We start from the raw sequence: 19,786 nt of genomic DNA, 5'->3' as shown, positions 1-19,786 counted from the left end.
AGCCACAAGCAAGGGGTTCGGGTTGTCGTGCTGCTGATCGGGGCGGTGCTGGCGGCGCGGTTCATCACCTGGGCGGGAAGCAGCCGCCGGGGACCGCCGGAGGGTGCGACGGTTCGGGCGCGGCCCCGGGGGCCAGCTCGGGCGGCATCGGCGCCGCCGGGGTGGGCGGCGGGCAGAACGGTGGGCAGAACGGGAACCCGGGCACCGGCGACGGGGTCGGCGGCTCGGTCGGCGGCTCGGTCGTGGTCGGCGTGGGGGTGGGTGTCTCGGTGGAGGTCTCCGGCGGCTGCTGCACCTTGGTCCGCGGCACCCAGGTGTAGGCCGGGTCGGGGACGTAGCCGGGCGGCACCACCTGCGGTGCGGCCGGCGGTGTCGGCTCCACCCGGTAGGTCGCGTACACCCACCACACCGCGATGAACGCGATGACCAGCAGCAACGTGGAGGTACGGACCCGGCCGTTGAACAGATGCGTCGGCCAGCGCAGCCCGGCGCCCTCCGACCGGGCGGCCGCCGGCTTGTCCGGCTTGTTCGTCACGGCGCCTCCACCTGCTCCACGTCACCCGCGGTCACCACCCCGGCCGAGGCCAGCGCACGCACCACCTGGATCCGCAGCCGGCGTCCCACCTCGAACTGTTTGCCGGGCAGGGTGCGGGCCACCATCCGCAGATTGACCACACCCAATTCGATGCTCTCCACCCCCATGATCGACGGCTCGTCCAGCAGCAGGTCGCGCAGCGGGGCGTCGGCCTCCATCGCGTTCTCGCACACCTGGTGCAGCACCTCGTTGACCCGGTTCAGGTCGGCATTGGTGGGCACCGGGATATCGACGACCGCACGCGCCCAGTCCTTGGACAGGTTCAGCGATCGCACGATGTTGCCGTTCGGGACGGTGAACACCTCGCCGTCGGCGTTGCGCAATTTGGTGACCCGCAGCGTGACGTCTTCGACCGTTCCCAGCGCCTCCTCCGGCGCCCCGATCATGCTCAACTGCACCAGATCGCCGAAGCCGTACTGCTTTTCGGTGATGATGAAGAATCCGCTGAGCAGGTCTTGCACCAGCTTTTGGGCGCCGAAGCCGATCGCCCCACCGATCACCGCGGCCGGTCCCACCAACGACCCGACCGGGATGTCGAGGATCCCGGTGATCTGCACGGCCACCACCACACCGAGCATCGCCACCGTGACCCAGGAGATCACCGAGGCGACGGCCTGGCGGTGCTTGGAGGCCTCCGAACGCACCAGCGCGTCGCTGGCCTGAAAGCCCAGTTCCAGCCGGCGGGTGACCCGGCGCGCCGCCCAGGTGATGAACCGCGCCGCCAGCACCGCCCCGGCAGGACCGGCGCCGACGACTTCGCATCCCGCGGCACCGTAGACCTGGCCTGACCGGCGGCGGCATGCCGCACGGCTAAACTGCGTGCCGTGATGATCACGCTCGACCATGTCACCAAGCAGTACAAATCGTCGGCCCGTCCGGCACTGGACGACATCAACGTCAAGATCGACAAGGGCGAGTTCGTGTTCCTGATCGGGCCGTCCGGTTCGGGCAAGTCGACGTTCATGCGCCTGCTGCTGGCCGAAGAGACCCCGACCAGGGGCGATATCCAGGTATCGAAGTTCCACGTCAACAAGCTGCCCGGCCGCCATGTCCCGAGCCTGCGCCAAGTGCTCGGCTGCGTGTTCCAGGATTTCCGGCTGCTGCAGCAGAAAACGGTGTTCGAGAACGTCGCGTTCGCCCTGGAGGTCATCGGCAAGAAGCCGGAGATGATCAACCGGGTGGTCCCGGAGGTGCTGGAGATGGTCGGGTTGTCCGGCAAAGCCAACCGACTGCCCGGCGAGTTGTCCGGCGGTGAGCAGCAGCGGGTGGCGATCGCGCGGGCCTTCGTCAACCGGCCGCTGGTGCTCCTGGCCGACGAGCCGACCGGCAACCTCGACCCGGACACCAGCGCGGACATCATGGATCTGCTGGAGCGGATCAACCGCACCGGAACCACCGTGCTGATGGCGACCCACGACCACCACATCGTCGACTCGATGCGCCAACGGGTCGTCGAGCTGTCGCTGGGACGGCTGGTGCGCGACGAACAGCGCGGTGTCTACGGGATGGACCGCTGACATGCGCTTCGGATTCCTCTTCAATGAAGTCCTGACCGGGCTGCGCCGCAACGTCACCATGACGGTGGCGATGATCCTGACCACGGCGATCTCGATCGGTCTGTTCGGCGGCGGTCTGCTGGTAGTGCGCCTTGCCGACCAGTCCCGCAACATCTACCTGGACCGCGTCGAATCGCAGGTGTTCTTGAACCCCGACGTCGCGGCCGAGGACCCGAACTGTGAAGCGCCGGCGTGCAAGGCGCTGCGCGAGCGCATCGAGGCCCGCGACGACGTGAAGTCGGTGCGCTATCTCAACTCCGACGACGCCTACGCCGACGCGATCCGCAAGTTCCCGGAGTTCAAGGACGTGGCGAGCAAGGACTCCTTTCCGGCGTCGTTCATCGTCAAGCTGGAAAACCCCGAGCAGAGTACGGATTTCGACGCCGCGATGGTCGACCAGCCCGGTGTGCTCAGCGTGCTCAACCAGAAGAAGCTGATCGATCGGCTGTTCGCAGTGCTCGACGGGCTGAGCAGCGCCGCCTTCGCCGTCGCCCTGGTGCAGGCGATCGGTGCGGTGTTGTTGATCGCCAACATGGTTCAGGTCGCCGCGTACACCCGTCGCACCGAGGTATCGATCATGCGTCTGGTGGGGGCCAGTCGCTGGTACACCCAGTTGCCGTTCCTGGTGGAGGCGGTGCTGGCTGCGACCGTCGGTGTCATCATCGCGGTGATCGGTTTGATCGTGGTGCGGGCACTGTTCCTCGATAATGCGCTCAGCCAGTTCTATCAAGCACATCTGATCGCGCGTATCGACTATGCCGACATCCTCTACATCTCACCGATCCTGCTGTTACTGGGCGCAGCGATGGCCGCGGCGACGTCGTATGTGACGCTTCGCCTGTACGTCCGGCGGTAGTGGTGGCCAAGAAGGCGGCGGGCAAGCGCAGCGCGAAGCAGGACGGCAAGCAGATCGTTGCCTCGAATCGCAAGGCACGTCACAACTATTCGATTCTCGACGTGTACGAGGCCGGGGTAGCGCTGCTGGGCACCGAGGTGAAGAGTTTGCGGGCCGGTCAGGCCTCGCTGGTCGATGCGTTCGCGACCGTCGACGACGGGGAGGTGTGGCTGCGCAACATGCACATTCCCGAGTACCGGCACGGCAGTTGGACCAACCACGACCCGCGACGCACCCGCAAGTTGCTGTTGCACCGGCGCCAGATCGACATGCTCATCGGCAAGATCCGCGACGGCAACCTGACCCTGGTGCCGCTGGCGGTGTACTTCACCGAAGGCAAGGTGAAAGTCGAATTGGCGCTTGCCCGCGGCAAGCAGGCCCATGACAAGCGGCAGGATCTGGCCCGCCGTGACGCCCAGCGCGAGGTCACCCGCGCGCTGGGACGCCGCGCCAAGGGCATGTGATCGGCGCCTCGCTGGCGCTGGTAGCGGCGGCCGGCTTCGGGACGGGCGACTTCGTCGGCGGCCTCGCGTCGCGGAGGGTGTCACCGCTGCAGGTGTTGCTGGTGTCCACCCCGCTGGCGCTGGTGGGGCTGACGGCGGTGGCGGTTGCGACCGGCGGCCCGATCCGTCCGGGTGCTGTCGGCTGGGGGGCGGCCTGCGGCGTGGCGCTGGGGCTGGCCAGCTGGTGGTTCTACGCGGCTCTGAGGTCCGGCCCCATCTCGGTGGTTTCGCCGCTGTCCGCCGTCGTGACGGCCGCGGTGCCGGTCACGGCCGGACTGCTCCAAGGCGAGCGGCCCAGCTTGGTCGCCGGCGCCGGCATCATGCTGGCGCTGATCGCGGTGGTCCTGGTGAGCCGGGAAGTCACCGACGAGGACATCCGGCCGCACCGGTTCACCCCGAAGGTGGCGTGGCTGACCATCGGCGCGGGGGTGGGATTCGGGCTGAACTTCGTGTTCATCGAGAAGGCACCGGCCGAGTCCGTGTTGTGGCCGCTGATGTTCGCGAGGTTGGCGGCGCTGGTGGTAATCAGCATCATTGCGGCCGCCACTCGTGATCTGCGGCTGCCGTCGGGAACGCCGATGAAGCTGTCGCTGACCGCCGGGCTGATGGATACCGGTGCGAACGTCGCCATGCTGGGGGCGCTGCGGAATGCACCCCTGTCGTTGGGCGGCATGCTGATCTCGCTGTTCCCGGCGGTGACCGTGGTGTTGGCCATCGTGGTGTTGCGGGAACGGGTGCACCGCGGGCAAGTGATCGGCATGGTGGCGGCCGTCGTTTCGGTGGCGATGATCACCGCCGGGTAGCGGCGGGTTTAGCATCGGATCCCATGACCGGCCCCGCCCCGACCCGGCTCGACAAGTCCGACGTGCTGGCAGGGCTTTTCGCCTGCTGGGATGGCCTCGATAAGTTGCTGGGCGGTTTGACCGACCAGCAGTGGACGCAGCCGGTGCCATTGCCTGGCTGGTCGGTGCGCGATGTCGTGGCACACATTGTCGGAACCGAATCGATGCTGCTCGGAACACCCACTCCGCAAAGCGATCTCGACGTCTCGGCCCTCGAACATGTTCGCAACGAGATCGGTGCCAACAACGAGTGCTGGGTCCGTCACCTGCGCGGCGAATCTCCGGCGGAGATCCTGGGGCGGTTCCGGACGGTGACGCAGCAGCGGCGTGCGGTGCTGGCGGCACTATCCGACGACGACTGGAACGCGCCGACTATGACGCCGGTGGGGCCGGACAGCTACGGACGGTTCATCCGGGTGCGGGTCTTCGACTGCTGGATGCATGAGCTCGACATCCGGGACGGGCTGGGACTGCCCGCCTCCGGGGCGGAGCTGGTCGGCCCGGCGGCTCGGCTGGCCCTTGATGAGATGGCCGCCGCGATGGGACGGGTGGTGGGCAAGCTCGGCGGGGCGCCGCAGGGCTCCCGGGTGGCCCTCGAGCTGACCGGGCCACTGGCGCGGACCATCCGGGTGGCGGTCGAGGGCCGCGCCCAGGTTGTCGACGACTTCGGCGGCCAGGCGCCTACCGCGGTGATCCGGATGGACGGGGTGGCGTTCACCCGGGCCGCCGGCGGGCGCGCGGCTCCCAGGGCGGTCGACCTCGACGGAGACCGGGAGGTTGCTGCCCGCATCGTCGAGCACCTGAACTTCGTTATCTGACGCGGCTGACCGGCGTGACCTCGGAAATAAAGATGCCGCATCCTGTCGTTGCAGACCGGTACCATGGGTTGTCTCGCCGAATCGGCGGGCGTAGAGAGAACAAGGACAGGGGGCTGAAAGGTTTCGACTGCGTGTGTCGAATCAAGGGAAGCGTGCCGGTGCAGGCAGGAGACCACCGTTAAGCGTCGCTGTAACCAAGTAAGCGCCAAGGTTGCACTTACTCCGGCTAAGGTCGCTCTCCAGAGCGACTTCGCTCTCGCTGCTTAAGCGATAGCGGGCCTGTCAGACCGGGACCTCCCTCGGCCCGGACCCTGGCATCGACTAGAGGGATCCACCGATACGTCCGGTCGCGGGATTTATCGGGACACCAACAGCGACTGGGATCGTCATCTCGGCTTGTTCGCGTGACCGGGAGATCCGAGTAGAGGCATAGCGAACTGCGCACGGAGAAGTCTTGAGGGAATGCCGTAGGACCCGGGTTCGATTCCCGGCAGCTCCACACCCGAGAAGCTGGCCAGAGCACACGCTCTGGCCAGCTTTCTTTTTCCGGTCCGCCGCCGGCCATGCAGCCGGGGCCGGCTTGCCGGCGATACCCTGGGGTATGAGCCCCAAAACCACGTTCCGCGTGGCCCGGGTTTACGACGAACCCAGCCAAGCCGACGGCGAGCGGATCCTCGTCGACCGCGTGTGGCCGCGGGGATTCCGCAAGGACGACCCTCGGGTGGGGCAGTGGTTCAAGGATGCGGCGCCGTCTCGGGAACTGCGCGGTTGGTACAACCACCAGCCCGAGCGGTTCGATGAGTTCGTCTCCCGCTACCAAGCGGAACTGCGCACCCCGCAGGGCACCACAGCGTTCAACGCCCTGCGCGCGCTTATCCGAGGCAAGAAAACCGTCACCCTGGTGACCGCGACCCGCAATCTGGACGGCAGCCAGGCTGCGGTGCTGGCCAAGCTGCTGGCCCAACAGTGAGGACGCGGCCTAGCCGCGGCCGGCGGTGGTGATCAGCATGCCGATCGGAATGCTCACGGTCAGCGCCGCGATGAACAGCCGGTAGGCGACCAGCGCCCAGCCGCGTCGCGCGGTGCGCCGGACCCCGTAGAGCAACCACGCCAGTACGGCGAAAAGCAGCGCCGCACCGATGTTGAACACCACGATGTGGTCGGTGACGACACCGAGCACGATCGCCGCGCCCGAGACGTTGAACGCCGACGCGGTGACCCGAGCCGCGCCCGGTGCCAGTGGCTCGGCCGCCAACAACGCTTGGCCCGCACCCAGCACCAGCTGGCCGACCCCGAGCACGAGCACCAGATAGGCGACCGCCCAGACACCGTGGCGGGTCGGCGACGGCGCGGCGATGGCGGCGGCCAACCCGCCGCCGGCCACGATCGCGACCGCGCCGGCCACGGCAAACGGCTTGAACGCGGCCCGCTGATCCCACAGCGCCAACACCACCGGCCGCCGCGCCGGGTCGTCATTCATCGCTGGGCCCCTCCTGCGCCGCGGTAGCTCTTCATGATCAAGTCTGCTCGGACCTGAGATTACCGGGGGCAGACCGATGACCCGGCTCACAGCGATCCCTACCGCGGCCTCCAGGCCCCGCCGAACCGTTGCCTAAAATCGGCGGGTGACTTCCAACGCCCCGGCCGCCCGCATGCGGCTGCCGCGGGAGGTCTTCGTCCTACTTGGCGCCAACTTCTTGATCGCGCTCGGCTACGGGGTGGTATCGCCGGTCCTGCCGGTCTATGCGCGCCATTTCGGGGTGAGCATCTCCGCGACGACGTTCCTCATCACCGCGTTTGCGCTGATGCGGTTGTGCTTCGCGCCGGTGAGCGGTCTGATGGTGCAGCGGCTGGGGGAGCGCCGGGTCTATGTGACCGGCCTCTTGATCGTCTCGGTGTCGACCACCGCCTGCGCTTTCGTCCAGACCTACTGGCAGCTGCTCGTGTTCCGTGCGCTCGGCGGCGTCGGGTCGACGATGTTCTTCATCGCCGCGGTGGGCCTGATGATCCGGATCAGCCCGCCGGATGCTCGCGGCCGGGTTGCCGGGATGTTCGCCACCGCGTTCCTGCTGGGCACCGTCGGCGGTCCGGTATTGGGAAGCCTGACAGCGGGTTTCGGCCTGAGTGCGCCGTTCCTGTTCTACGGTTCGGTGCTGCTGGTGGCAGCCACCGGCGTGTTCGTCAGCCTGCGCAATTCGCATCTGGCCGAACCGGCCGAGTCGACCGGGCCGACGGTGTCGGTGCGGGCGGCGCTGGGCCATCGTGCCTACCGGTCGGCGCTGTTGTCGAACTTCGCCACCGGCTGGTCGGTATTCGGCCTGCGGGTGGCGTTGGTGCCGCTGTTCGTCACCGAAGTCCTGGACCGCGGGCCCGCCGTCGCCGGCCTGGCGCTGGCCACGATCGGGATCGGCAACGTGTGCGCGGTGCTGCCCAGCGGCCACATGTCCGACCGGATCGGCCGGCGGGGCCCGCTCATCCTCGGGCTCGCGGTGGCCGGGGTCGCCACGATCTTGCTCGGTGCGAGCGGCTCGCTGGCGGTGTTCCTGGTCGCGGCATACCTGGCCGGGCTGGCCTCGGGCATGTACGGGGCGCCGCAGCAGGCCGTCATCGCCGATCTGGTCGGCAACCAGGCTCGCGCCGGAACCGCGGTGGCCACCTATCAGATGATGGCCGACCTCGGGTCGATCATCGGATCGCTGGTGGTCGGGCAGATCGCCCAGCGGCTCTCGTTCGAATGGGGGTTCGTGATCAGCGGCGCGGTGCTGCTGGTGGCGGCGGTGGCCTGGGTGCTGGCACCGGAGACCCGGGCGCGCAGTCCGATCGGCGGGATCACCGGAGAGACGTGGTTAGGCTCGGTTGATGGTGACGCTGGACCGGCTGGTCAACGTGGTGGGCAGCTACGGGGTTCGCCTGCGGTTCTGTTCCGTCCCTCGGACGACGCCGCTGAGCAGTGTCGTGATGCACGAGGTGACCGGTGAGCGCGCCGTCATCGGCGACGTCCTGCTGGCGGTCGGCGCCCGCTCGGTAAAGGAGGCGGTGCGCTGGGCGGTGGCCGCCAAGGCCGTCGCCGTGCTGGTGCGCGACGGCGAGGACAAGACCGCATTCGCCGGTGAGGGCGAGTCACTGGCGGTGCTGGTGGTGGATCCCGCGGTGTCCTGGAGCGAGCTGGCCGCTGTGGTCTACGGGCTGGTGCTCGAGGGCAGGGAGACCGACTCTGGCCGCGGCCCAACGGATCTGTTCGCGGTGGCCGACAGTCTGGCCGATGCCGTCGGTGGGGCGGTCACCGTCGAAGACCAGCTGGGCCGGGTGCTGGCCTACTCGCGGGGCCAGCGGCACGCCGATCCGGCGCGTGCGGCGACGATCCTGAACCGGCAGGAGGCCGGCCCGCTGCGGGAGCTGTTCGAAAAACGCGGCGTGCTGGCGCATCTGGATCGCCACGATGAGCCGCTGTTTGTCGCCGCCGACTCCGAGCACGGGCTGACCGGCCGGATGGTGGTGGCGGTACGGGCCGGCCGCGAGCTGCTGGGAGCGGTGTGGGTGGCCTGCCCGGCCCCGCTGAACGGACACCGGCTGACGGCACTGGCCGACGGCGCCCGCACGGTGGCACTGCACCTACTGCGGTCACGGGCCAGTGCGGACCTGGAACGTCAGGTCGAATCCGATTGGGTCAGCCGGCTGCTGGACGGCCGAACCGACCCGGCCGACGCCGCCGCCCTGCTCGCCAGGTTGGGCCTGCCGCAGGCGCCGCTGCGGGTGATCGCCGTGCACACCCGGATCGCCACCCAGCCGCATGCCGGGCTGTTGCTGACTTTCGAGGCCGTCACCACCGGGTTCGGCTGGTCACGTCCGGGCCGCAGCGCGCTGGCTGCCAACACGGTTTATACGGTGCTGCCCGCTCACGACGCGGCGCAGGCCCGGCAATGGGTGAGCGGGCTGCGCTCGGCGCTGCCGCATCAGGCCAGCGTGCTGGCCGGGATCAGTGCGGTCGCCGAGGTGGCCGAGCTGGCCGCGGCGCGCCGCGAGGCCGAGGAGTGTCTGGCGTTGCACGAAGCCGGCCCAACCGACGGTGTGCCGCCGGCCTACGACGAGGCCTGGGACGAGATCGTGCTGCGACGGCTGTACACCGCCGCGCGCGCCGGGACGGTGCCGGCCCGCGGGCCGGTTGCGGAACTGCGCCGCCACGATGCGGCGCACGGGACGCCGTACGTGGCGACGCTGCGGGCCTGGCTCGATGCCCAGGGCGATCTGGCGCGGGCGGCCGAGCGGCTGGGCGTGCACGAGAACACGATGCGCTACCGGTTGCGCAAGATGGCGGAGGTGACGCCGCTGGGCCTCGACGACGCGCGTACCCGGTTCGCGGCGATGGTCGAGCTGGCGGCCGGTGACATGTCGGTTTTCGACAAAGGCTGACGTCCTCGTTGTGTGATTAGGTCAAAGCCGTTTCGGGCGATCGCCGCATCATGGAGTAATGAGCGCGGGCAATCGGATCGACGGCGCGCCACGGTCGGTGATCGTGGTGGGCGCCGGCATCGTCGGATTGTCGACCGCTTGGTTCCTGCAAGACCGCGGCGTGGAGGTCACGGTCGTCGATCGGGTCGGGGTCGCGGCCGGTTCGTCGTGGGGCAACGCCGGCTGGATCTCCCCGGCACTGGCCATTCCACTCAACGAGCCCGCCAACCTGCGCTTCGGGCTGCGGTCCCTGCTGAGCCGCGGCGCGCCGCTGCAGGTCCCGCTCAACGCGGGCCCGGCGCTGTGGAGCTTTTTGGCCCGCTTCGCTGCGAACAGCCGCCCGTCGGTGTGGCGCCGGGCGGTGCGGGCCAACGCACCGCTGAGCGCCGACTGCATCGAGGCCTACGACGTGCTGGTGTCCAACGGGGTGGATGCCCCGGTCACCGACGCCCCGATCACCGCGATCTTCCGCACCTCGGCCGACGCCGAGCGTCTGCTCGACGAGCTGCGGCGGTTCTCCGAGGCCGGCCGGCCGGTGTTCTGCACCGAACTGACCGGGGCGGCACTGCGCGAACGGGTGCCGCTGGCGTCGTCGGCGGTCGCCGCCGCCGTGCAGATCGACGGTCAGCGCTTCCTCGACCCGGGCCGGTTCGTGACCGCGCTGGGACGCACGGTAGTCGAGCGCGGCGCCGCGCTGCACACGATGGACGTCGTGGACGTGGCGCCGTCCGGAGACGGCGTGGCGGTGACGGGCCGTGACGGTACGACGTTGACGGCGGCAGCGGCGGTGATCGCCAACGGCGCCTGGCTGTCGCAGCTGGCGGCCCGCTGGACTCGGGTGCCGGTGCGGGCCGGACGCGGCTATTCCTTCACGGTTCCGGTCGACGGTCCGGTCACCGGCCCGATCTACCTGCCCGACGCCCGGGTGGCCTGCACACCGTTGAACGCCAAACTGCGCGTCGCCGGCACCATGGAGTTCGGCGATCCGGACGCCCCGATCGTTCCCTCCCGCGTCGAAGCCATCGTGGCGGCGACCCGGCCGCTGCTCGACGGGGTCCGCTGGGAGGAGCGCACCGACGTGTGGGTGGGCCCGCGCCCGGTCAGCCCCGATGGGCGGCCCTTGGTGGGGGAGGTGTGCCCGGGTACCGTTTACGTCGCCGGCGGCCACGGGATGTGGGGCCTGACGCACGGCCCGGTGACCGGCCGGCTGCTGGCCGAGCAGATCACTACCGGCAAGCAGTCCGCCGTATTGCGTGAACTCGATCCGCTGCGCTGAATCTAGTTGGTACCCAAGCAAATCTGTTCGTAAAGGAGATCGTCGATGGCTGATTCACAAAGTGTCTGGATGACACAGCAGACCAAGGACCGGCTACTGGCCGAGCTGGCTGAGCTGTCCGAGCCGCACCTGGGCTCGGGCACCGCTGATATCACCGAGCAGCAGGCCCGACAGGCCCGGATCCACCAGATCCACGACCTGCTGTCGGTCGCGGTCGTCGGGGAGGACCCGCCGGACGACGGGGTGGCCGAACCCGGCATGGTGCTCACCGTCCGCTACGACGACGGGGACACCGAGACCTTCCTGCTCGGGGTGCGCGACGACGACCAGAGCGGGCTGGAGGTCTACTCGCCGCAGTCACCGCTGGGCAAGGCGATCACCGGGGCCCGTCCCGGCGAGCAGCGCAGCTATCAGGTGCCCAGCGGCGCCAACGTCACGGTCACCCTGCTCGACGCGGTGCCCTACGGGATGCATCAGACCCAGCACCCGGCCTGAATCTCGGGCTGAGTGACCAGGTGTTTTGAGCCTGGGTATGGCGGTGGTGTAGCTTCGATGAGCACGACACCGCGGGGCTATGGCGCAGCTGGTAGCGCACCACACTGGCAGTGTGGGGGTCAGGGGTTCGAGTCCCCTTAGCTCCACTTATTTTGTTGAGTTCTGGAATTCATGCGCGTGGTCGCTGATCCGTATCAGTGCGGTAACGAATTGCATTGCAATCCGAGTTACTTACACCGCTGTGATACGGTTCATTCGCAGTCGAAAAACTGCGTGTCCGGGGGGCTGGATACTAACAATCGGAGTGTGCAGTGAAGAGCCTCGGGAGACCCGGTATCGCGATATTTGCCGGTATTGGCTTATATGCGAGTGCATTGATTTTCAGCGCCAGTGCGGCGGCTGCGCCATTTTCGGTGGCGCCGTTGCCGACGGGTGGGCCGGTGTGCGGCGGCGTGGTGACGCAGACGGCCGGCGAGGCCCTGGCGGCAGGAGCGCTGCCCGCTGGAGCGGCGGCGGCCTGCGGACCGGCCGTCGCAGACCTGACCACCCTGGCCGGTCCCGTGGTGCCGCTGGGGCTTCCTCCCGGCCCGGTGCCCCCGGTGCCGATCGCTCCGATTCCACCGATCCCCGGAGCGCCTCCGCCGATACCTTTGGTGGCGCCGGGGCCGGCCGGGGCCGCGGCGGCGAGCCCGGTGGCCGGTATGCTGACCGACGCCATCGGCGCCCCGATCGGGCTGGCCGGCGGCACCAAATAGCCCCCCGGAAAGGGCCCGCAAGCATTAGCTTGCGGGCCCTTTTCTATGCCGTCAGAATTGGCGGCTATCGATGCCCAATATTTAGCGCATAATTGTTATACGTCCGACACCGTAATGCGCTTTAGTCGTAAGGAATCACTGCTATGCGTCAACCGGTCACAATGCGTCGCGGTGTGCCCGCGCAATAGCCGACAATATCGTCGACGATATCCCGGTAGAAGCGGTCCATGCATTCTTCGGTGACATAGCCCAGGTGCGGAGTGAGCACCGTATTGGGCAGCTGCGTCAGGGGGTGGCCGCCCGGTAGGGGCTCCGCGTCGTAGACGTCGAGCCCCGCTCCTTTGATCCGGTTCGCGCGCAGCGCCTCGATCAGCGCCACCTCGTCGATCAGGCCGCCGCGCGCGGTGTTGATCAGAATCGCGCTGGGTTTCATCGCGGCGAGTTCGTCGCGGCCGACGACGCCCCGCGTCGTCTCGGAAAGCACCAGGTGAAGCGACACGACGTCGGCGGTCGCGAACAGGCTGCGGCGGTCCACCAGCTCCGCCTGGGCTTCGGCGGCACGCTCGGCGGTCAAATGCGGGCTCCACGCCGTGACCCGCATGCCGAAGGCGTGGCCCACCGTCGCGACCCGTCGACCGATCCGCCCCAGTCCGACCAGTCCCAGCGTCGCCCCGGCGAGATCGGCGCCGACGGTCTGTTGCCAGTGGCCGGCGCGCAGCGCGCGGTCCTCGGTGATCAGGTGGCGCTGCAGGGCGTGGATCAACGCCCAAGTGAGTTCGACCGTCGGGGTGATGATGCCGCCGGTGCCGCACACCGTGATCCCGAGCCGGCGGGCGGCCGCGGTGTCGATGGCGGCGTTGAACGGCCCGGTGGTGACCAGCAGTTTCAGCGACGGCAACCGGCCCAGCAGGTCGCCGTCGATCGGGGTGCGCTCCCGCATCGCCACCACGACCTCGCGGTCGGCCAGCCGGGCGACGAGTTCGTCGCCGGGTGCGATGTGTTCGCGCAGGGCCAGCAGGTCGACGGGCCGCGGGATGGGTGACCAGTCCACGGTTTCGGCGATGCCCTGATAGTCGTCGAGCACCGCGACCCGCAACGGGGAGTCCGTGTCCATCTCAGAACGCGTCCGAGTCGTGCTGAACCGCCTCAGGCACCGGATGCTGATACAGCCGAGAGGCGTTCTCCCACGTCAGTTTCCGGATCACCTCCGGCGGCAGGCCGCCGATCTGCTCGTGGATGACACGCTGGGTGTTCGGCCAGGTCGAGTCGCAATGCGGGTAGTCGGCCTCGAGCATGATGTGGTCGGTGCCGATGCGCTCGTGCTGGCAGAACGATGACTGGTCTTCGACCGCGCAGAACCAGAAGTTGCGCTGCAGCACTTCGGCCGGCGACAGGGTTTCGCCGAGCGCCTTCCAGGTTCCGTACATCTCGTGATAGCTGAGCATGTGGTCGAGCCGGTCCAGTAGCCCTGCGACCCAGCCGATTCCGCCCTCGGACAGGCAGATCTTGAGCTCGGGGAACCGGCTGGGCAGTCCGGAGTACAGCCAGTCCACCGCCGCGGAGATGGCGTAGGCGAAGAACAGCACGCCCTGCACGTCCGGCGGTGCGTCGTCGGTGGTCGACGGCGCCGAGCCGGACGAGCCGATGTGCAGGTTGACCACGGTGCCGGTCTCGGCGCAAGCAGCGATGAACGGGTCCCAGTGGCCGGAGTGAATGGTCGGCAGGCCCAGCATGGCCGGATTCTCACTGAACGTGACGGCGCGAAAACCGCGCTCCGCGTTCTGGTAGATCATCGTTGCGGCCAGCTTCGGATCCAACAACCAGGGCAGCTGGCAACCGATGATGCGCTCCGGGTAGGAACCGGCCCACACCTCGTGGTGCCAGTCGTTCCAGGCGCGAACCGATGCCAGCGCCAGGTCGCGGTCTTTCGTCGTCAACTGGAGGCGCTGCCCGGCGAAGCCCGGCAGGAACGACGGGAAGTTCAGTGAGGCGTAGACACCGTTGAGGTCCATGTCTTTGATGCGTTCGTGGATGTCCCAGGCGCCGCGTCGCATCTCATCGAACCGGGCGGGTTCGAAACCGTACTCCGAAACCGGCCGGCCGACGACGGCGTTGAACCCGACGTTCGGCAGCGATGCGCCGTCGTAAATCCAGGTCTGGCCGCCGTTGTCAGTCTCGACCACTCGGGGCGCGCGGTCGGCCAAGCTGCGCGGGACGCGGCCGGCGAAGGTGTCGGGGGGTTCGACGATGTGATCGTCGACCGAGATGACCGTGTAGCGACGGTGTGCGCGTGGCGGTTCGGGCAGGAAGGTCACGGTGCGCTCGGCGCCGACTTTGGCGGTGGTGAAGCTCGGGTCGGAGCTGAGTTCATCGATCGATTTCACCCACAAGCCTCGATTCTGCTCAGTCCAGCACGCGTCGGTCGGCCTTGATGGTCATGCGCGCCGCGCCGGCCCAGTACACGTCGGCGGCGCGTTCGATCAACGACGCCTGCATGCCGGCCATGTCGGACCGCTTCATCGGCGCGGGGGTCCGACCCGTCAGCATGACGTGGTAGGCCAGCTTGCAGACCCGTTCGATGGTCGCTGACCGATAGACCGCCTCGGCAAGCGTGCGTCCGGTGACGATCACCCCGTGCGATGCCAGGATCGCCAGGTTCGCACCGCCGATGCGCCCGGCAAGCTCTTGAGCGCGGGCGGCGCTGTCGATTTCGCCGTCGTAGCGCTCGACAAAGCACAGGTCGTCGAGGAACAACGAGCCGGTTTGGTGGACCAGTTCGGGCGGGGCGTGCAGGGATGCCAGCAGGCTGACGTAGTAGGGATGGTTGTGGATGACCACCCGGGCGTCGGGGCGGGCGCGGTGCAGTTCGGTATGGATATGAATGGCCGGGGTGACATCCCAGCGGCCGGCGACCACCCGGGCGTCCTCGTCGACGGTGCAGATGTCGGAGGCGGTGAGCTCGGCCCACCAAAGCCCCCACGGGTTGACCAGCATCTCGCTGTGGCCTTCGGGTTGCCAGGTGATGTGACCGGCCATGTTCTCGGCGAAGCCGATGTCGGCGAGGTGGCGAAACGCCACGGCCAGCGCCTGCGAGTCGCTCAACTCGACTCCGATCGGTGGCACCACCGAGGGCGACCAGACCGCCGAGCCACCGGGGCGCACCGGTTCCATCATGACCAAATCATATGGAAGCAAGGGATTTGTGTCATACGATTGCCGTGCGAGAAGGGGATCACGGGCGTGCAGCACTGGACTGTCGGCGATGTTCGGATCCACGCGGTGCTGCAGGCGGTCATTCCGATCCCGCCGTCGCGGCTGTTCGCGAACGTGCCCGGCCGATTGCCGGCGAATCTGTCGCCGGACTACATCGACGCCTCCGGCAACATCTTGATGGCGATCCAGTCCTTCCTGATCGAATCCGCAGCGGCGCGCGTGCTCGTCGACACCTGTTTTGCGGAGAGCTTCCTGCGGGAGCGGGATATACCGGACCGCTTCGGGGAATCGTTGGCTGCCACGGGATTTACCGCCGCTGACGTCACGGCGGTGATCTGCACCCATCTGCACCGCGATCACGCCGGCGGTAACACCACCGAGCGCAACGGGCGGTGGGTGCCGGCGTTTCCCAACGCCGACTACCTGGTGACCGCGGCCGAGCACGAGCACTGGTGCGGGTTCGCCGGACAGGACCGCGCGCCCTCGGAATGCGTTGCGCCGCTGGAACACCATGGCAAGCTGCGGCTCATCGGCCCCGATCACCGGGTGACCGACGATGTCCAGCTGGTACCGACCGCCGGTCACACGCCCGGTCACGTCTCGGTGCGCATAGAGTCCAACGACGCCGTCGCGTACATCAGCGGCGACGTGGTGCATCACCCGATTCAGATCGCCGACCCCGACATCGCCGCCCTGCCCGACGCGGACCCCGCCGCCGCCCGAGCCAGCCGGCTGCAGCTGCTGCGCCGTATCGCCGACGAGCGGGCGCTGCTGCTCGGATCGCATTTCGCCGCCCCGTCGGGCGGGTTCATCGACGGCGCCGAAGACGCATGGCAACCGCTGGCCGACCGAGAGGCAACACGATGACCCAGACACCTCGCCTGCTGCCCGAGGGGTTCGACTTCACCGACCCGGCGCTGATCGCCGAACGCATCCCGCACGAGGAGTTTGCGCTGCTGCGCAAGACCGAACCCATCTGGTGGAACGACCAGCCGTTCGGGGCGTCCGGCTACCCCGACGAGGGCTACTGGGTCGTCACGAAACACGCTGATGTCCGAGCTGTTTCGCTGCAGGATGAGGTGTTCTCCTCGCACGAGAACACCTCGCTGATCCGGACCAATACCACCAGCAACCAAGACCTTCACGACGCCAGCCGCGACAACATCATGCTGTTTCTCGACGGACCCAAACACGCCAAGCTGCGCCGGATCGTATCCCGCGGATTCACACCCCGTGTGGTCGCAGGCATGCGGGATTCACTCGACCGCCAGGCCCGCGAGATCGTCGCGGCCGCCGCCGAGCACAAGACCGGCGACTTCGTCACCGAGGTAGCCTCCCAGCTGCCGTTGGCGACCATCTGTGAGCTGATCGGTGTTCCGGAAGATGAGCGCCAGCAGGTCTTCGACTGGAGCAACCGGCTGGTGGGCGGTGGCAACGGCGACCCGCAGGCCGCAGCCGACGGGATGCAGGCCTCCGCGGAGCTTCTGGGCTACGCCTACCAGATGGCCGAAGACCGCAAGAGCCGCCCCCGCGATGACATCGCGACAGCTTTGGTCACCGCGAGCATCGACGGAGAGGCGCTGACCGCACTGGAATTCGGCTACTACGTGATGATGCTGATGGTCGCCGGCAACGAGACCACCCGCAACGCCACCACGCAGGGGATGCTGGCGTTTTTCGCCCATCCCGACCAATGGCGGTTGTTCGTGGCCGAACGCCCACCGACCATGGTGGACGAGGTGGTTCGCTGGGCGACTCCGGTGATCTCCTTCCAGCGCACGGCGCTGCGCGATGTCGACCTCGGTGGGGTGCACATCCGCAAGGGCCAGCGGGTCGGAATGTTCTACGGCTCGGCCAACTATGACGAGGAGGTGTTCGACAACCCGTTCCGGTTCGACATCCTTCGAAGTCCCAACCCGCACCTGGGTTTCGGGGCCCCGGGCGCCCACTACTGCATCGGCGCGAACCTCGCCCGCCTACAGATCAACCTGGTGTTCGGCGCCCTGGCAGACATCATCCCCGGCATTCGCCGACTCGACGACGGGACACGCTCGGCGCTGCCCTGGATCAACGGGATCGATTCCCTGAAAGTCGATTTCGGGGGTATCCGCTCAGAAGGCGAAGCTATTCCTTGATGATCACCGGGTCGCCGATGTTGACCCGCTCGAAGTACCATTCGGCGTCCGTGGGGCTCAGGCCGACGCAGCCGTGGCTGACGTTCTCCAGGCCCAGCGAGCCCAGCGCCCACGGTGCGGCGTGGACATAGAGTCCGCGCCGCGAGATGCGCACCGCTTGCTCGACGTCGAAGCGGTAACCCTCGGGGTCATCGACCGGGATGCCGACGCTGCTGGAGTCCATCAGGACCTTCCGGTCCTTGGCCAGCACGGTGTAGTTGCCTGTGGGCGTGGGAAATTCGGATTTGCCCATGGTAGCGGGCATCACCCCGTCCTCGCCCCAGTGCGGGCGGTGGTGCGGTGCCGGCAGCGGGCCGGCCTCCTCGTCGTCGACGGTCACGGTGAAGGTGTGTGAGGAGATGCTGGCGACGCCCACCACCTTCGCTCCGGTGCTGAAGTCAGCGGAGAGCTTGCCCACCGACAGCTTCACGGTGCTGTGCGCCGGCCAGTAGCGGTCCGGAACCCACTGCACCTCGGTGTCGTCGACCCACTCAAAGGTTCCGGCCATGGCCGGCGTCGACCGCACCGCGACGGCGCGTTCGGCGGCCCTGCGGTCTGACACCGGCGTGAAGAAGCGCACCACCACCGGATGCGCCACGCCGACAACCGCACCCGATGCCGGCTGGATTGCGGCGATGCCGCCGCCCGGTGGACGGCTGGAAGCAGCCGAACTATTTACCGGCGGGGCCACCACCGTGGTGACGGCGACCCCGACAACGACAATGGCAGAGCGCACCGATCTCCACATCTCCGCTTACCTTCCCGACCAGACAAACTGAGGTTATTGCCGTTGATGGTAAGGAGATTCGACCTGCCACCCCCGCCGCACATGCCCACGACTCGGTCAAGTCTTCATTAAGGTTTGGCCACAGCCGGCCGGGCCGCGCGGCCGGTCCTCGCGTACTACGCGGCGAAACCGGGCAGCAGCTCGAGTGCGATCGCCCGAACCGGCACATGGGCGTCCAGCTGTGCCAAGATCGCCACCGTCGTCGCGACGACCCGCGTCAGCACCGCCAGGTTGGGCGGCAAATCCAGTTGGCGTGCGGTCTTGAGCTGATGAATCGACTGATCCAGTTGCGCGGCAGCCAGTTTCTGCAGCCACTGGCGGTTGAAGTGGAAGACCTCCGATGCCACCGGCTCGACGTAGCGGCGCAGCATCTCGTCGATCTGCTCGATCGCGATCTGCTCGCCGGGCTGGATGAAACCGCCCTTCTCCAGCGTGGGCAGCAGCAGGTCGTAGTTGTACTGGCCGGCGAAGCGCAGTGCCATGCCCAGCTCTACCGGCAGGCCGCCGGGCAGCGGTGCGACCGCACCGAAGTCGATCACACCCATCCGGCCGTCGGGCAGCAACATGAAATTGCCCGGATGGGCGTCACCGTGCAGCATGCCCACCCGCGCCGGTGCGTCGCCGATCAACTCGACCAGCCGGGCACCGGCCAGGTCGCGCTGCTCAACGGTGCCCTCGGCGATGATCTGCGACATGCCGATGCCCTCGATCCACTCCTGGATCACGACCTTGGGCGCACTGGCCACCACATGCGGCACCGCGAAGTGCGGGTGCCCGGCGTAGGCCTTGGCGAACGCGCGCTGGTTGTCGGCCTCGAGCCGGTAGTCCAGTTCCATATCGGCCCGGTCGATCAGTTCGTCGACGACGCCCTGCACGTCCGCGCCGGGAGCCAGCGGCTTGAGTATCCCGGTCAGCCGCCGCAAGGTCTTCAGGTCCGCGCGCAGCGCCTCGTCGGCGCCGGGGTACTGGATCTTGACGGCTACCGCGCGGCCGTCGGCCCACACCGCCCGGTGCACCTGCCCGATGCTGGCCGCGGCGACCGGGTCGTCGTCGAATGAGCCGAACCGTTCCCGCCACTGGGTGCCCAGCTGGGCGTCAAGTACCCGGTGCACCTTGCTCGCGGCCAGTGGCGGGGCACCCTTCTGCAGCTTGGTCAGCGCCTCCCGGTAGGGCTCGCCGTACTCGGCGGGCACCGCGGCCTCCAGGACCGAGAGCACCTGGCCGACCTTCATGGCACCGCCCTTGAGCTCGCCGAGGACGGTGAACATCTGCTCGGCGGCCTGCTCCATGAGTTCGGCGGTGACGTCGTCCTTGGACCGGCCGGCCAGCCGTTTGCCCAAGCCGAGCGCGGCCCGCCCGGCGAAGCTCAGCGGCAGGCCGGCCAGCTTGGCATTGCGCGCCGCCCGCCGCCGGGTGATGTCAGCCACC

21 protein-coding genes, 1 tRNA gene and 1 other RNA gene are annotated in these 19,786 nt (G+C 68.2%); 15 read left to right on the top strand and 8 right to left on the bottom strand.

Annotated elements, in window-relative coordinates; all coding sequences use genetic code 11:
* Window positions 1–64 precede the first annotated feature (64 nt).
* On the bottom strand, window positions 65–535 hold the full coding sequence (locus A5648_RS01715; protein WP_065022878.1) for a hypothetical protein: 471 nt from the start codon (window positions 533–535) through the stop codon (window positions 65–67).
* Entirely contained in the window at window positions 532–1,440 is a 909-nt protein-coding gene (locus A5648_RS01710; RefSeq protein WP_342707233.1) for a mechanosensitive ion channel family protein, read from the bottom strand. The genes A5648_RS01715 and A5648_RS01710 overlap by 4 nt, the downstream gene beginning before the upstream one ends.
* On the opposite strand from A5648_RS01710, the gene ftsE reads away from it, so the two are divergent.
* The 7 genes from ftsE to A5648_RS01675 all read left to right on the top strand — a co-directional run bounded on the left by ftsE (window position 1,423) and on the right by A5648_RS01675 (window position 6,179).
* Window positions 1,423–2,112, top strand: a complete 690-nt coding sequence (gene ftsE / locus A5648_RS01705; RefSeq protein WP_065022893.1) for a cell division ATP-binding protein FtsE — start codon at window positions 1,423–1,425, stop codon at window positions 2,110–2,112. The genes A5648_RS01710 and ftsE overlap by 18 nt on opposite strands.
* Before the next feature lies 1 nt (window position 2,113).
* On the top strand, window positions 2,114–3,007 hold the full coding sequence (ftsX, locus tag A5648_RS01700; RefSeq protein ID WP_065022876.1) for a permease-like cell division protein FtsX: 894 nt from the start codon (window positions 2,114–2,116) through the stop codon (window positions 3,005–3,007).
* 2 nt (window positions 3,008–3,009) lie between these two features.
* Window positions 3,010–3,510 (top strand): SsrA-binding protein SmpB, encoded by a 501-nt coding sequence (smpB, locus tag A5648_RS01695; RefSeq protein WP_065022891.1) that lies wholly within the window; start codon window positions 3,010–3,012, stop codon window positions 3,508–3,510.
* A complete protein-coding gene (locus tag A5648_RS01690) occupies window positions 3,507–4,352 on the top strand; it encodes a DMT family transporter (protein ID WP_082966272.1) in 846 nt (281 codons plus the stop codon). Before smpB ends, A5648_RS01690 begins: the two co-directional genes overlap by 4 nt.
* A gap of 23 nt (window positions 4,353–4,375) precedes the next feature.
* Window positions 4,376–5,209, top strand: coding sequence for a maleylpyruvate isomerase family mycothiol-dependent enzyme (locus A5648_RS01685; RefSeq protein ID WP_065022875.1), 834 nt, complete (start codon window positions 4,376–4,378; stop codon window positions 5,207–5,209).
* Between the two features lie 109 nt (window positions 5,210–5,318).
* Window positions 5,319–5,711: a transfer-messenger RNA gene (ssrA, locus tag A5648_RS01680) on the top strand.
* 99 nt (window positions 5,712–5,810) lie between these two features.
* The gene (locus A5648_RS01675; RefSeq protein WP_065022874.1) at window positions 5,811–6,179 is read left to right on the top strand and encodes a DUF488 domain-containing protein; all 369 of its coding nucleotides are present in this window, start codon (window positions 5,811–5,813) and stop codon (window positions 6,177–6,179) included.
* Between the two features lie 9 nt (window positions 6,180–6,188).
* Here the strand turns inward: A5648_RS01675 and A5648_RS01670 are convergent, their stop codons facing one another.
* On the bottom strand, window positions 6,189–6,689 hold the full coding sequence (locus A5648_RS01670) for a hypothetical protein (RefSeq protein WP_082966271.1): 501 nt from the start codon (window positions 6,687–6,689) through the stop codon (window positions 6,189–6,191).
* A gap of 172 nt (window positions 6,690–6,861) precedes the next feature.
* Between A5648_RS01670 and A5648_RS22260 the strand changes: the two genes are divergently transcribed.
* From A5648_RS22260 to A5648_RS01645, 6 genes are all read left to right on the top strand, one after another.
* Window positions 6,862–8,187, top strand: coding sequence for an MFS transporter (locus A5648_RS22260; protein WP_082966270.1), 1,326 nt, complete (start codon window positions 6,862–6,864; stop codon window positions 8,185–8,187).
* Window positions 8,069–9,619 carry a PucR family transcriptional regulator gene (locus A5648_RS01665; RefSeq protein WP_065022873.1) on the top strand — a complete coding sequence of 517 codons (1,551 nt, stop codon included), beginning with the start codon at window positions 8,069–8,071 and terminating at the stop codon, window positions 9,617–9,619. The genes A5648_RS22260 and A5648_RS01665 overlap by 119 nt, the downstream gene beginning before the upstream one ends.
* 58 nt (window positions 9,620–9,677) lie before the next feature.
* The gene (locus tag A5648_RS01660) at window positions 9,678–10,934 is read left to right on the top strand and encodes an NAD(P)/FAD-dependent oxidoreductase (protein WP_065022872.1); all 1,257 of its coding nucleotides are present in this window, start codon (window positions 9,678–9,680) and stop codon (window positions 10,932–10,934) included.
* 45 nt (window positions 10,935–10,979) lie between these two features.
* Window positions 10,980–11,429 carry a GreA/GreB family elongation factor gene (locus tag A5648_RS01655; RefSeq protein ID WP_065022871.1) on the top strand — a complete coding sequence of 150 codons (450 nt, stop codon included), beginning with the start codon at window positions 10,980–10,982 and terminating at the stop codon, window positions 11,427–11,429.
* A gap of 73 nt (window positions 11,430–11,502) precedes the next feature.
* Window positions 11,503–11,575, top strand: a tRNA-Ala gene (locus tag A5648_RS01650).
* A gap of 309 nt (window positions 11,576–11,884) precedes the next feature.
* Window positions 11,885–12,184, top strand: coding sequence for a hypothetical protein (locus tag A5648_RS01645; RefSeq protein WP_131810500.1), 300 nt, complete (start codon window positions 11,885–11,887; stop codon window positions 12,182–12,184).
* Window positions 12,185–12,332: 148 nt separating this feature from the next.
* Here the strand turns inward: A5648_RS01645 and A5648_RS01640 are convergent, their stop codons facing one another.
* From A5648_RS01640 to A5648_RS01630, 3 genes are read right to left on the bottom strand one after another with little or no spacing between them, the layout of a single operon-like run.
* Entirely contained in the window at window positions 12,333–13,298 is a 966-nt protein-coding gene (locus tag A5648_RS01640) for a D-2-hydroxyacid dehydrogenase family protein (RefSeq protein WP_207511563.1), read from the bottom strand.
* A 1-nt stretch (window position 13,299) separates the two neighbouring features.
* Window positions 13,300–14,568 carry an amidohydrolase family protein gene (locus A5648_RS01635; protein WP_065022869.1) on the bottom strand — a complete coding sequence of 423 codons (1,269 nt, stop codon included), beginning with the start codon at window positions 14,566–14,568 and terminating at the stop codon, window positions 13,300–13,302.
* A 19-nt stretch (window positions 14,569–14,587) separates the two neighbouring features.
* Complete coding sequence (locus A5648_RS01630; RefSeq protein ID WP_065022868.1) at window positions 14,588–15,358, bottom strand: class II aldolase/adducin family protein; 771 nt, start codon at window positions 15,356–15,358, stop codon at window positions 14,588–14,590.
* Between the two features lie 66 nt (window positions 15,359–15,424).
* On the opposite strand from A5648_RS01630, the gene A5648_RS01625 reads away from it, so the two are divergent.
* A complete protein-coding gene (locus A5648_RS01625) occupies window positions 15,425–16,264 on the top strand; it encodes an MBL fold metallo-hydrolase (protein ID WP_065022867.1) in 840 nt (279 codons plus the stop codon).
* Window positions 16,261–17,532 (top strand): cytochrome P450, encoded by a 1,272-nt coding sequence (locus tag A5648_RS01620; protein ID WP_065022866.1) that lies wholly within the window; start codon window positions 16,261–16,263, stop codon window positions 17,530–17,532. Before A5648_RS01625 ends, A5648_RS01620 begins: the two co-directional genes overlap by 4 nt.
* On the opposite strand, the gene A5648_RS01615 is transcribed toward A5648_RS01620, so the two are convergent.
* A complete protein-coding gene (locus A5648_RS01615; RefSeq protein WP_065022865.1) occupies window positions 17,522–18,319 on the bottom strand; it encodes a L,D-transpeptidase in 798 nt (265 codons plus the stop codon). The two genes, A5648_RS01620 and A5648_RS01615, sit on opposite strands and share 11 nt — an antisense overlap.
* Before the next feature lie 155 nt (window positions 18,320–18,474).
* Window positions 18,475–19,785: a macrolide-binding ATPase MABP-1 gene (locus A5648_RS01610; protein ID WP_065022888.1), complete on the bottom strand. Its 1,311-nt coding sequence runs from the start codon at window positions 19,783–19,785 to the stop codon at window positions 18,475–18,477.
* Between the last annotated feature and the right edge of the window lies 1 nt (window position 19,786).

This window comes from Mycolicibacter sinensis (genome assembly GCF_001673565.1).
Taxonomy (GTDB): Bacteria; Actinomycetota; Actinomycetes; order Mycobacteriales; family Mycobacteriaceae; genus Mycobacterium; species Mycobacterium sinense_C.
The sequence above is the reverse complement of the archived record's forward strand: the minus strand, read 5'-3'. Positions and strand labels throughout refer to the sequence as shown.